The organism is Bradyrhizobium sp. Cp5.3 (assembly GCF_000426265.1).
Lineage (GTDB): Bacteria > Pseudomonadota > Alphaproteobacteria > Rhizobiales > Xanthobacteraceae > Bradyrhizobium > Bradyrhizobium neotropicale.
In genome coordinates, this window is record NZ_AUFA01000082.1 from 1 (window position 1) to 11541 (window position 11541).

General features: G+C 61.5%; 11 protein-coding genes and 1 pseudogene. 7 read left to right on the forward strand and 5 right to left on the reverse strand.

The features are described from left to right. Positions 1-291 (forward strand): annotated as a pseudogene (locus tag K289_RS46965) (IS256 family transposase); the annotation flags it as partial. Positions 292-577: 286 nt separating this feature from the next. On the opposite strand, the gene K289_RS46970 reads toward K289_RS46965, so the two are convergent. Further along, positions 578-778, reverse strand: coding sequence for a DUF2735 domain-containing protein (locus K289_RS46970; RefSeq protein WP_035687711.1), 201 nt, complete (start codon positions 776-778; stop codon positions 578-580). A 107-nt stretch (positions 779-885) separates the two neighbouring features. After that, complete coding sequence (locus K289_RS51200) at positions 886-1140, reverse strand: hypothetical protein (protein WP_198024876.1); 255 nt, start codon at positions 1138-1140, stop codon at positions 886-888. 172 nt (positions 1141-1312) lie between these two features. Between K289_RS51200 and K289_RS0139245 the strand changes: the two genes are divergently transcribed. From K289_RS0139245 to K289_RS0139270, 5 genes are all read left to right on the forward strand, one after another. Next, complete coding sequence (locus K289_RS0139245) at positions 1313-2347, forward strand: glutamine synthetase beta-grasp domain-containing protein (RefSeq protein ID WP_027556347.1); 1035 nt, start codon at positions 1313-1315, stop codon at positions 2345-2347. A 190-nt stretch (positions 2348-2537) separates the two neighbouring features. Further along, entirely contained in the window at positions 2538-3239 is a 702-nt protein-coding gene (locus K289_RS0139250; protein WP_027556348.1) for a GrlR family regulatory protein, read from the forward strand. A gap of 20 nt (positions 3240-3259) precedes the next feature. Continuing rightward, positions 3260-3946: a substrate-binding domain-containing protein gene (locus tag K289_RS0139255; protein ID WP_027556349.1), complete on the forward strand. Its 687-nt coding sequence runs from the start codon at positions 3260-3262 to the stop codon at positions 3944-3946. A gap of 32 nt (positions 3947-3978) precedes the next feature. After that, positions 3979-4800, forward strand: coding sequence for a tetratricopeptide repeat protein (locus K289_RS0139260; RefSeq protein WP_027556350.1), 822 nt, complete (start codon positions 3979-3981; stop codon positions 4798-4800). A 482-nt stretch (positions 4801-5282) separates the two neighbouring features. Continuing rightward, positions 5283-5987, forward strand: coding sequence for a GrlR family regulatory protein (locus tag K289_RS0139270; RefSeq protein ID WP_027556351.1), 705 nt, complete (start codon positions 5283-5285; stop codon positions 5985-5987). 213 nt (positions 5988-6200) lie between these two features. On the opposite strand, the gene K289_RS52705 is transcribed toward K289_RS0139270, so the two are convergent. After that, positions 6201-6407: a hypothetical protein gene (locus K289_RS52705; RefSeq protein ID WP_245284130.1), complete on the reverse strand. Its 207-nt coding sequence runs from the start codon at positions 6405-6407 to the stop codon at positions 6201-6203. A 1251-nt stretch (positions 6408-7658) separates the two neighbouring features. Here K289_RS52705 and K289_RS0139280 point away from each other — a divergent pair. After that, positions 7659-8996: an ABC transporter substrate-binding protein gene (locus tag K289_RS0139280; protein ID WP_027556352.1), complete on the forward strand. Its 1338-nt coding sequence runs from the start codon at positions 7659-7661 to the stop codon at positions 8994-8996. Positions 8997-9258: 262 nt separating this feature from the next. Here the strand turns inward: K289_RS0139280 and tenA are convergent, their stop codons facing one another. Continuing rightward, the gene (gene tenA, locus K289_RS0139290) at positions 9259-9930 is read right to left on the reverse strand and encodes a thiaminase II (RefSeq protein ID WP_027556353.1); all 672 of its coding nucleotides are present in this window, start codon (positions 9928-9930) and stop codon (positions 9259-9261) included. A 359-nt stretch (positions 9931-10289) separates the two neighbouring features. Then, positions 10290-11270: a catalase family peroxidase gene (locus K289_RS0139295; RefSeq protein ID WP_027556354.1), complete on the reverse strand. Its 981-nt coding sequence runs from the start codon at positions 11268-11270 to the stop codon at positions 10290-10292. Positions 11271-11541 lie beyond the last annotated feature (271 nt).

Here is an 11541-nt window from a genome sequence, read left to right on the forward strand (position 1 = left end):
ATCCTGACTGTCGTCCGGTTGAAGTTGCCGAAGGAGCTTCGTCGATCGCTCGCCTGTACCAACATCGCCGAGAACATGATGGGCACCATTCGCCGCGTCACGCGCAACGTCAAACGCTGGCGGGATGCCGGTATGGCCTTGCGATGGGTCGCGGCCGGCATGATCGAGGCCAACAAGGGCTTCCGACGATTGAAGGCGCATAAGCAATTGTCGGTTCTGCGTGCGGCTCTTCAAGCTCGCCACAATCGCATGACGATCAACCCCGTTGCCCACGTCACGAGGGCCGCGTAACATTCATTCCGGCAACGTCGGCCCGACCTAGTTCAACAGCGATCGGGACATCCCCGGCTGACGGTCTCGGGCACACGCTATTCAGGGGCGGGCATCACGCTGAAGATCGGCAGGACGGGCGCGACAACGGTCAAGCACCTCAAGCGGCCTGTCACCGCCTGTGCGGCGATCTGAGCCCGTATTCCAACCGGGAATCAAAAAGGGTCGAAACAAAGTTGTTTCGACCCTCTATCAACTTGCCGCCTGAGCTTGCGAGAGCGCGGCGGTACCGAACCAAACGCGGGCATCAGCGATCCCATTTTGGCTTGGCTTCGTCGATCGCCTCCTGATGGTACCAGCTTCCGCTGCAGATCGTCTCGTTCACGGGAGCTGCGACATGTTCGGGAAGGCGGGTCTCGCCATAGCGGCGTCCCCCGAGGGCTGCGCGGCCCCCGACGGGGAATTGGTAGATCTTTGCAGATCCCTGACTCAGACCATTGTCGATCATTCGATATCTCCTTGGTCGAAGCGCTTGGCCTCCATGCTGCGCCCGACTCCTTCGATTGTGGTTACTGGAATCTCGATATTGGCCGAGCATTCGGAAATGCAAAGTGCTCAAAAGGACATCATTGACTGCTCATTCGTTGGGCGGTCTGTATTTTGCTTCCTCCAAGGCATGAGGCGGGTGACTAACGCGCGGGCCATTGCGAAGGTTGCGAGCGCCGGGGTAACGGCTTTGCAAAAATTGCGGGACAGTGCTGCGCGTTTCATCGACATCGGCGCTGCGGCGTCCGGCTGCATCAGAATCAAGCGTTTTCCGCGATATTTTTGCAGTGCAGCTTCACGGAAAGGTGTGCTGCTATGACGCATGGCCCTGTGGACCACTGGCCGGCCCGCCAGCGCGGACCGTGACCGGTGGATAAAGGTCAGCACTGCGACCCTTTGGCACGTTAAATGCTTGTAAAGCGCCGGCCGATGATGGCCGGGTAAACGTGCGGGAACTCCCGGTTCCCACCTTTCGCATCATCTACAGAGAGGCTCAATGACCAAGTACAAGCTCGAGTACATCTGGCTCGACGGATATACGCCGACTCCGAATTTGCGCGGCAAGACTCAGATCAAGGAATTCGCGTCGTTCCCGACGCTCGAGCAGCTTCCGCTCTGGGGCTTCGATGGCTCCTCCACGCAGCAGGCCGAAGGCCACAGCTCGGACTGCGTGCTGAAGCCGGTCGCGGTTTTTCCGGACGGCGCCCGCACCAACGGCGTCCTCGTGATGTGCGAAGTCATGATGCCCGATGGCAAGACCCCGCATCCGTCCAACAAGCGCGCCACCATCCTCGATGACGCCGGCGCCTGGTTCGGCTTCGAGCAGGAATACTTCTTCTACAAGGACGGCCGTCCGCTCGGCTTCCCGACCGCTGGCTATCCGGCGCCGCAGGGTCCGTACTACACCGGCGTCGGCTATTCGAACGTCGGCGACGTCGCGCGCAAAATCGTCGAAGAGCATCTCGACCTCTGCCTCACGGCCGGCATCAACCATGAAGGAATCAACGCGGAAGTCGCGAAGGGCCAGTGGGAATTCCAGATCTTCGGCAAGGGCTCCAAGACCGCTGCCGACCAGATGTGGATGGCCCGTTACCTGATGCTGCGCCTCACCGAGAAGTACGGCATCGACATCGAATTCCACTGCAAGCCGCTCGGCGACACCGACTGGAACGGCTCGGGCATGCATGCCAACTTCTCGACCGCCTATATGCGCGAAATCGGCGGCAAGGAGTACTTCGAGGCGCTGATGGGCGCGTTCGAGAAGAACCTGATGGACCACATCGCCGTCTACGGCCCGGACAATGACAAGCGTCTGACCGGCAAGCACGAGACCGCGCCCTGGAACAAGTTCAGCTATGGCGTGGCCGACCGTGGTGCCTCGATCCGCGTTCCGCACTCCTTCGTCAACAACGGCTACAAGGGCTATCTGGAAGACCGCCGTCCGAACTCGCAGGGCGACCCATACCAGATCGCTTCGCAGATACTGAAGACGATCTCGTCCGTGCCGACCGACAAGAAGGCCGCGGCCTAAGATCCTCCCGGCCCGGGCTGGGGCTGGCCCGGGTTGGCTTTCAATCCGCCAGAGCCGAAAGGCTCTGGCGGATTTTGCATTTTGATGACGGCCTTGCTGTGGTCTGCCTCGCGATGAGGGTGCGAAATCTCTCCCTCGCCGATGAAAGCGGGATAGACTGCACGCGGGATGCGGGCCGGGGACACGGCTGGTGTTTGAAGGATTCTACAAGGTGCGATTTCAGCTTGGCGACGCGGTCGGCCGGAGCGTGATGCATGCTGGCAACGGCAAGATGCTCGGCGGCAATTCGGCCTTCGCCCATATCGGCACCTACGAGAAGACCGCCGGCGGCGTCGACGTCGTGATCAAGACCGTCCGCCACAACCCCGATCCGAATTACCGCGCGATGGCCGGCACCGATGATGCGACCTTGATTGCGAAGGGGACGCCGGACGGCGATCTCTACCGCTTCAAGGGCGAGCTGAAGGAGCTGCCCGGCGTGCCCTTCCAGTCGGTGATGACGCCGATCACGGAGGACGAGGTGCCGATCGCGGGCGGCGTCGGTGAGGGCGGCATCGTCGACGGCCTCTATTCGGTTCACTTGCGGATGCTGGATGGGCTCGACGGTGGTCTCACGGGCGTGATGCTGCTCAACCAGGGCCGCATCCTCGGCGGCGACGCGTCGTTCTACTACGTCGGCAGCTACACCGCGGCGAAGGGCCGCTGGAAAGGCCAGATCCTCAACCAGGAGCATACGCCAGCCAAGGACGATCCGATCTTCGGCGGTCATGAGGTCGGCATCGGCTTCTCCGGCACCTATGACGGCGAGCAGGCGGTGCTGGAGGCAACGGCGTTTGCCGGCAAGCGTAGCCTGCGCCTGACCGCCGCGCTCAAGCTGATGCACCGTGCCTGATCACGATCTCGGAATCGCACATGGAAAATGCCGTTCGTATGCTCTCTACGCTCGGTCTGTTAGGGGCGATGCGTCAGCTGTCGTCCGCCTTTGAAGCGGCAACAGGTATCCGGATCGACGCCGATTTCGCGCCGACCCAGGCATTGCTCAAGCGGCTTCGCGAGGGCGAAGCCGCCGATCTCGTGATCCTCACGCGCGAGGGGCTCGACGAGGTGATCGGCGAAGGCCGCGTTATTGCGGACAGCGCCATCGACCTGGCGCGCTCCTATGTCGGCATCGCCGTCAGGGCAGGGCACGCGCATCCCGACATCGCCGGCGAAGGCACGTTGCGCCAGACATTGCTCGCCGCGCGATCGGTTGCCTATTCGCGGCTGGGTGCGAGCGGAATCTACTTCGCGGAGCTCATCGAGCGAATGGGAATTGCCGCCGAGATCAATGCCAGGGCAACCATCGTGCAGCAGGGCTTTACAGCAGAGCGGCTCGTGACTGGCGAAGCCGATCTCGCCGTGCAGCAGATCAGCGAGCTGAAGCAGATCGACGGCATCGAGGTGGTGGGACCGCTTCCGCACGCCCTGCAAACGCCGGCCGTGTTCTCCGCCGGCCGCATGGCAAATGCGAAACATGCCGCGGCCGCCGACCGCTTGCTGCACCATCTGGCCTCGCCCGAGGTCGCGCCCGTCCTGCGGCAATCGGGGCTCGAGCCTTGAATTCGCCGGGGCGCGGACGCAACGTGATGGCGATGCGGTCCTGTCTCTGTGCCATCCTCTTCACCCTCGCTGCGCCCTTGTCGGCGCATGCGCAATCGGCCGATCTCGTTCTGTGCGATCGGCTCGCCGCCGATCCCAGCGATCCCGACAAGCCGGCCGATGTGAAGGGCGTGAGCGAGCTGGCAGCCGCCGATATCGCCACCGCCATCAAGTTCTGCAAGCAGGCCGCGCCGTCGTCACGGCGGGCGATGTTCGAGCTCGGGCGCGCCTACGCGGCTAACCGGCAGATGACGGACGCCATCGCCGCCTGGCGCAAGGCGGCGGACAAGGGATCGAGCGCGGCCATGGTCGAGCTCGGCGTGCTCTATGCGACCGGCTCAGGCGTCGCGAAGGACGAGGCACAGGCGCGAAAGCTGCTGGAGAAGGCTGCGCAGGCCGGCAACCCGCGCGGCGTCAGCAACCTGTCGGCTCTCGGCGGCACAGGCGGTGCGGCACCCGCCGATCCCGCACGGGCGCGCGAGCTGCTCGGCAAGGCGGCCGAGACCAACGCCGAGGCGCAGTACCAGCTCGGGCTGATGCTTGCGAGCGGCAGCGGCGGCGAGAAGGACGACGTCGCCGCGCGTGCCTTGTTCGAGAAGGCGGCTGCGCAAAATCATCCGGGCGCGCTGGAGAGAATGGGGGCGTTCGCCCAGGAGGGCCGTGGCGGTCCAAAGGACAAGGATGCGGCGAAAGCCTATTACGAGCGCGCCGCCGCGCTCGGCGACGAAGATGCCAAGAAGGCGCTGGAGCGGCTGCGCTGCCCCTACGCGATCAAGGACAAGCAGGGCAAGCTCGTCACCACGCTGTGCTTCTAGCTCACTTCATACGATTCCCCGGGGAACTGCGCCCGCAAGCCCGCCGTTGAGTCCTTGACCAACGAAAGGCGCGATCATGATTCCGCAAACTGGCATCCGGCGAGTATCGCCTCTATTCACGCAAGGTTGAATCCCAAGACGGGCAAGCGCCGCAATCTCGGCACCTTCAAGAGCCGCGCCGCGGCCGAAAAGCACGAGCGCGAGGTGCAATATTTCAAACGGCACTAGCGGGGGACGAACGCAGTCCCGGACCTGCAACAAAAATATCGAAAACAACCCCATGCAAAGTAGCCGGGGAGGCCGGAATGGCGAGTTGCGGATTTGACGAAATTCGTTGACGCGTCGGGCAAAACACCGGCATGATGGCATCATCGCAGCGGAAGGCCTACCGCCGGTCCCTGCGCGAAAAAGCCCGATGGTCAAGGCGCGCCGGCAATGCTAGGTAGCCGCCGATTCGATATTGCATTTGCGGGTTCATTTCATTGCTGGACGGACTCTACAAGGTTGAATACGGCATCAATGATGCGGTCGGGCGCAGCATCATGTGCATGCATGACGGCAAGCTGCTGGGCGGCAATTCGGCCTTCGCGCATCTCGGCACGTATCAGGAGCGGGACGGCGAGATCATCGCGGAGGTGATCACCGAGCGCCACAATGACGATCCTCACTACAAGCCGTTTCTCGGCGCCGACGTCGTCAGCATCAGCGTGCGTGGCCGCGCGAGCGGCAACCAGATCCGCTTTGAAGGCAACGCCGCCTCGATGCCCAGCGCGATGTTCTGGGCCAATCTTACCCGGCTCGACGACGAGGGGTTGCCGCCGCGCGGCACGATCGGTCCGGGCGGCATCCTGAACGGACTTTATGCGATCCATCTGGACGCGCTCGACGGCGTCGATGCCGGGCTGTCCGGCGTCATGCTGCTGATGGACGGCCGCATCCTCGGCGGCGATGCGTTCTTCTACTATCTCGGCTCCTACTCGTCGGCGGACGGCCGCTGGAAGGGCGAGATGCTGAACCAGGAGCACACGCCGGCGAAGGGCGAGAACCCCGTGTTCGGCGGCTATGAGGTCGGGATCGGCTTCTCCGGAAGCTGCACGGCGGACAGCGGTGAGCTCGAAGGTGTCGCGCTGGCAGGAAAGCGCAGCCTGCGGCTTGCCGCTTCGCTGAAGCTGATGCGTCGGGCCTAGAGCGCGTACTCAAAAATTCGTCGCGTCGCTTTGCTTTAGAATGCGACGTTGAAGCCGATACGTCTGCATGTCGGCCTTGGGCCCACAACCGGACTCATGCATTCCGCTCGGGCAAGGCGGGCCTTGCTGGCCGCACTGTCGAACGCCGTCGGCCATACAGAACCGGCTTGTGCTCGAACGGCAACGTGCCTCGTCGCGCAACCGGTACATTGGCTAAGGCCGAGGCTTCAACCAACGCGACGAGAGCGGGAGGTGAAAAATCTTGAAGCCTTTTATTTCAGGAAACGCCTCTGCTGCATCCACGGACACCAGGGCCGCGACCGCAGCCGGCACCTCACCATTGACCAGCCGATCGATCGCTGCCGTGTGCCCTGCACTGAGTTGGACCGCAGGACCTCCTGCTGCCACGATCGCGATCATGATATCACCGCTCGATGCGGAATACCTGTCATCGATAGCAACGTTTTTTGCAGTAAGGGCGAATACCGACGGGATCTCCGGTCGAACTATTACAACGGCAACCAGGGGCTCTGTGTCAGGCGACGCACCTGCAATTGGGTCGGCCCCGTCACGTGCCGCTGTTGCGGCCGTGACCGTCATTCGCTCTGCAACCGCCGTCGCGGCCGCCACCTGCTCCTGTATCGTCCTGCTATTGGAATTCGGAGCGGGCCCCACGGTGGACCGCGGATCCGCGACGCTTAGCCCTGTCGTACCGGGACCAGCGGCGGGGACGCTGCTTTTGAACTCGAGTTCCGTCTTCAATGAAGGAGGCGGGAGCGGGGCGCCGGATGCCGGAGGCTCCGCCTTTGCCGTGGTGACAGTAGGTTTCGCCTTCTTGGTAGCGAGATGTGCCGCCCCCCTGTCACGGCCACGATGAGCCGGCTGCTTTTCGGAGGCTGCCGCAATTGTAAACTTGGCCGATTGTGTTCGGCTATTGGCTTTGGATGACGCGAGTTTAATCGGCTGATCGGCAGCCGTCCTATTGGAGCAGGCGAAGCCATGTTTGTCAGTGCACGATTCCATGGCCGCTTGGTGCGGTGGTTGACGACTACAGCCGACCAAGGTCGCGGCGAGCGCGATGATGAGAGGTGTTCTCAAGCAATCACCCTAGAGGATGAATTTCTGCCGGTATTCTCTCTGCGTATTGATCTCCGCGCTGATCGTTATCTTTTGTGCGAGAATGTTAAACGAGCATTAAGCGTCCGCCGCCCGGTACGAGAAACCGTCGTATGGTTAACGCCAGGGGTGGAGCGCGTCACATTAGTTCACGCGGCGGATCGCGCCCGCTATAGCGACATTCTCCGACGGGTAGGGCTGACAGAACACTGATCTTCAACCGCAAGCGAGTCGCTGGTCCAATACCGCCAATGTCTCAGTTGGGTCATCAGCGTCGGTTGCGCCGCCTTGCCGGCATTTCCGCTCTACCCTCTGAAAGCCGACATTCGAATGATCGCCGGAGTTCGTCGGCATGGGCCAGCAGCGGGCATGGCCCCTTACGCCAACACCTTGGGGTTACCGCGTCGCAGCATGCGATTGTCACTAACGAGGCAGTTTGACTTGGCCTAAACTTGAAAGCGACGGATGCCGAATGCGAATGGGGCATTGACCGTACCGACGACGACCTGACCATAACGATGGCGCGTTCGGGCTCCGAGCAGAAGGAGCGCACGCATGCTTACACAAAGATTCACGCGACGGCGTTTTCTCGCCACGAGTGCGGCCTCCACGGCGCTGGTCGCAATGCCTCACGTTCGCGGCTCCTTTGCCGCGGGCAAGCTTTCAATCGGCTTCTGGGACCATTGGGTACCGGGCGCCAACGAGGCTTCGAGGGCATTGGTCGAGGCATGGGCGACCCAGGAGATGGTCGATGTCAAAATCGACTACATCACGTCGCAGGGCAACAAGCTTTTGCTGACGATAGCGGCCGAGGCTCAGGCGAAGACAGGGCACGACATCATAGCTATGGCGGCTTGGCGGCCGCGTGAGCACGCCAACCTTCTCGAATCCGTCGACGAAGTCATGGGACCGTTGATCGAGCAGAACGGAAGCGTCAACGCGACGGTCGAGTATCTCGCCAAGTCCGACGGCCATTGGATTGCGGTGCCCGCGACGATCGCGAGCCAGATACAGAGTCCATGTTCACGGATCGACTTCATGAAGCGGTACGCGGGAATCGACGTCCAGACCATGTACCCGGCGGGTAGCCCGCCAAACGCTGAAAGCTGGACGCTCGACACGTTCTTCAAGGCGGCTGAAGCGTGCCACAAAGCTGGATATGCCTTCGGGATTGGGCTCGGCACGACGAATGATTCGGTTTGCGCGGCTGGCGCGATCTTCCAGGCGTTCGGCGCCGAGTTGGTCGATGCCAAGGGCAACATCACAGTCAAGTCGGATGCCGTGCGTCAAGCGCTCGACTATTACGCCAGGCTTGCTCGGTTCTTCCCGCCAGACGCCTCCGCGTGGGACGATTCCTCCAACAACAAATGGCTCATTTCGGGCAGGGGCGCGCTGATCTTGAATGCACCGAGCGCTTGGGCGGTGGCCAAGCGCGATGCGCCACAGGTCGCAGAGCAGTTATGGACACATGGAATGCCGGCTGGGCCGAAGGGCCGCTTTGCGCCGTTCCTTCCGTCCTTCTGGGGCATCTGGTCGTTCGGCAAGAATAAGCCGACTGCGAAGAGCTTGCTGGCTTATCTCTCACAGCCGCAGTCGATCGAAAAGTTGGTGGTCGCGAGCAAAGGCTACGACTTGCCGTCATTTTCCAACCTGACGACATTCAATATCTGGGACGAGGCGGGACCGCCGAAAGGTACGCTCTACCACTACCCCAATCGCTACAACCACCAGATCCTGTCGATCGCCGGAGCCCCGGCTCCACCAAGGATAGCGGCCCAGATCTACACGCAGGGTATGATGACCAAGATGATCCTGCGCCACATGCAGGGCGAGGCGATGGAGGCGACGCTCGCCTGGGCCGAGAGCGAACTCGAAGGCTTCATACGTACATGATCCGCGCTCGATGAATTGGCGCTGTCTGGGAGGAGGGATGAGGTCGCAAGCGCGGGCCGCTTCGATGTCCGACTTCCGCAACGGGTCAAAAGCGCCGTTTTGGCTCTCGGCCGGTCACTTCTGGTCTACCCCGATGAGCAGACATTCGCAGTGTCCGACGGCATGTCTCAAACGGGCCATGAACGGACATGTCGCCAACGTCCGCCAACATGCCGGCAACTACGTTCGCAAGCTTTCCGATTCGGCACGCATTCAGTGACTATTAAACAGGCTGGCCCGCACGCCAGCCCATTTCCCAGAACTCGGCCTCGAGCCGGGTGGCTTCCTTGAAGATCGTGATCAGCTCTGCCTCGCGGGCCGGCGTCGCGTAGAGATCGGCGAGACCCTCCAGGTGTGCCCGCGCTTTCGCCGCGACCTCCTGGTATGGTGCGCCGGCATACTCAGCGACCCAAACGCGATATGGGTTCGTTGCAGCGTACGCATTGGGTCGAGAGGCGAGCCGCGTCGCGATCTCCGCGTAGCCGATCACGCAGGGGGCAAGCGCCACCTTGAGCGCCAGCAGATCGCCGCGCATTCCAGCGTCGAGTACGTAGCGCGTATAGGCCAGCATCTCGACCGCCGGAGGGGTTTGTTCGAGATCGCCGGGCGACAGGCCCCAGCCGGCGCAGAGCTTTACATGTAGGTTCATCTCGATGTCGAGGATGGCCGAGAGGCCGGCGGCCGCTTCGCGCATGCCGGCGAGATTGGTCGACTTGTAGACGGCGAGGGCGTAGGCGCGAGCAAACTCGATGAGGAACAGGTAGTCCTGAACGAGGTAATGACGAAACGCTCGTTCGGCGAGCGAACCGTCTGCCAACCCGTTTGTGAAGGGATGCTCGGTGTAGGCCCGCCACTCGGCGGATGCTTCTGTCTTCAGACGCTCGAAGAAACCCATGATCTTTCGCTGCGTTTGCTGCTCAATAGGATCTTTGGCTCGCCACCCATAACACGTCTCGAACCGGTCGGACGTCTATTTGATCTGCTTCAGGCCAATCTGTCAGCCGTTCGGTTATGAGAAGTCGGGCGCAGCACCATGCAGAAGGCAGTCCTCGAGATCTCAGAGACTATCCCCTATCCGTTCATTGCCGGGCACTCTATCGCAGAGCGATCGTTTACTCCGCGCGCGCATCTCAGCACTTGAGGTCCGTGTTGGGTCAAAAGGGCCATTTTGAAAGCGGTGACTTCCCGTCTACCCCCGATAAGCACACCACTTCGCTAAGCCGGGTTTCGCATTCAAGCCATTTCCGGACCCAGTCAGGGATTGCGCCGCGAGAACGAAACAGCATATGCAGCGTCGCGGATGTCGATCAGCGGATCATCGGACTGCTCGATTCCATCGGTGAGCTGACCCGGTAGAAACAGCAGTCTTTTCTGGACCTCGACACTGTTCTCCGCTGCCCTGTCGATCGTCAGCACTCCAAGCTCGACCACCTTACGATTCTCGGGCCAGGGTTTTGTCGGATCTTTCGTGGAATCGTCCGCCGCAGCCAGTTGTGCCTTGAAGTGAAACGTCACCGGCCCCCGCTTCAGATGTTCTGGCAACTCTTCCATCAAGAAGTCCGGCGTCCGTTTCGCCGCGTCGGATTTATCGAGATGAACGACGTTCTCAGGCAACATCTGATACCGAACTGCCTGCCTCTGCCCCGCTTTGTTGACGAAAACGAACGCATCAATGCCGTAGTATTCTTCGTCGACGAAGCTGTCTGGCGTGGCTACGGTGCTGAAAGCGGCAGGAACCGAGGGATGGCTGTCCGCGAACTGTTCGAATTTCGTCGGCTTGGTAGAGTTCGGCGGGCTGTCCGCCAGCGCCAAGAGCAGGTCGCGAAACTCTTCGCCCGTAGAGACCGGGAAGAACTTGAAGGAATTGATCACAATATCGGTGTCGCTGCTGTCCGGCAGATGGAACTTCACTGCCATGCCATGCGGATTGGCGTTTTCGGACCCGTCCGGCAGGTTTGGTATTCCCGTCGAGTCCGAGAAGCGCACAGTCACCGGGATCGTGCCGCCGCTGAACAGCGCCGCTCGGCTTAGCCCTGCGGCTTCCGCAGATGGTTTGAAACTACCCTCGACAACAATGCCTTTGGCGTGATTGGCCCGGAATCCGGGATGTACCCCGAATACCTTGTTCATTGCATTGACGAGCTGTTCCTCGAGGCGCTGGTCTTGGGCTAGTGCAACGACGGGCACGGCCAAACCGAAACCAACCAGTGCAGCAACGACTTTGTGGTTTGTCATGGGGTCCTCCCCATGTAAGGCGCGATGCAGTATAGCACCAATAGGCCGGCTATGTGCGAATTCAGTCTCGGGATGAATCAGTCAGTGCGGGCGCAGTTCGTTGCCGGTCCCGGTCGCTGTTCAGGCGGGCTAGATCTTCATCAAGAACCAATGTTCGCCTGAGCAAGCCAACGACTGCTAGTGGGATGGTCCGGCCGTGCTCCGGCCCTGCCAGCAGCGAATGCTGGCAGGGGGCACCGAAGACAAGGAGCACGCCATGTCACAGAAACTC

Coding starts and splice junctions, on each gene's coding strand:
- K289_RS46970 (WP_035687711.1), bottom strand. CDS start 778: ATGATCGACAATGGTCTGAGTCAGGGATCTGCAAAGATCTACCAATTC.
- K289_RS51200 (WP_198024876.1), bottom strand. CDS start 1,140: ATGCGTCATAGCAGCACACCTTTCCGTGAAGCTGCACTGCAAAAATAT.
- K289_RS0139245 (WP_027556347.1), top strand. CDS start 1,313: ATGACCAAGTACAAGCTCGAGTACATCTGGCTCGACGGATATACGCCG.
- K289_RS0139255 (WP_027556349.1), top strand. CDS start 3,260: ATGGAAAATGCCGTTCGTATGCTCTCTACGCTCGGTCTGTTAGGGGCG.
- K289_RS0139260 (WP_027556350.1), top strand. CDS start 3,979: ATGCGGTCCTGTCTCTGTGCCATCCTCTTCACCCTCGCTGCGCCCTTG.
- K289_RS52705 (WP_245284130.1), bottom strand. CDS start 6,407: ATGATCGCGATCGTGGCAGCAGGAGGTCCTGCGGTCCAACTCAGTGCA.
- K289_RS0139280 (WP_027556352.1), top strand. CDS start 7,659: ATGCTTACACAAAGATTCACGCGACGGCGTTTTCTCGCCACGAGTGCG.
- tenA (WP_027556353.1), bottom strand. CDS start 9,930: ATGGGTTTCTTCGAGCGTCTGAAGACAGAAGCATCCGCCGAGTGGCGG.
- K289_RS0139295 (WP_027556354.1), bottom strand. CDS start 11,270: ATGACAAACCACAAAGTCGTTGCTGCACTGGTTGGTTTCGGTTTGGCC.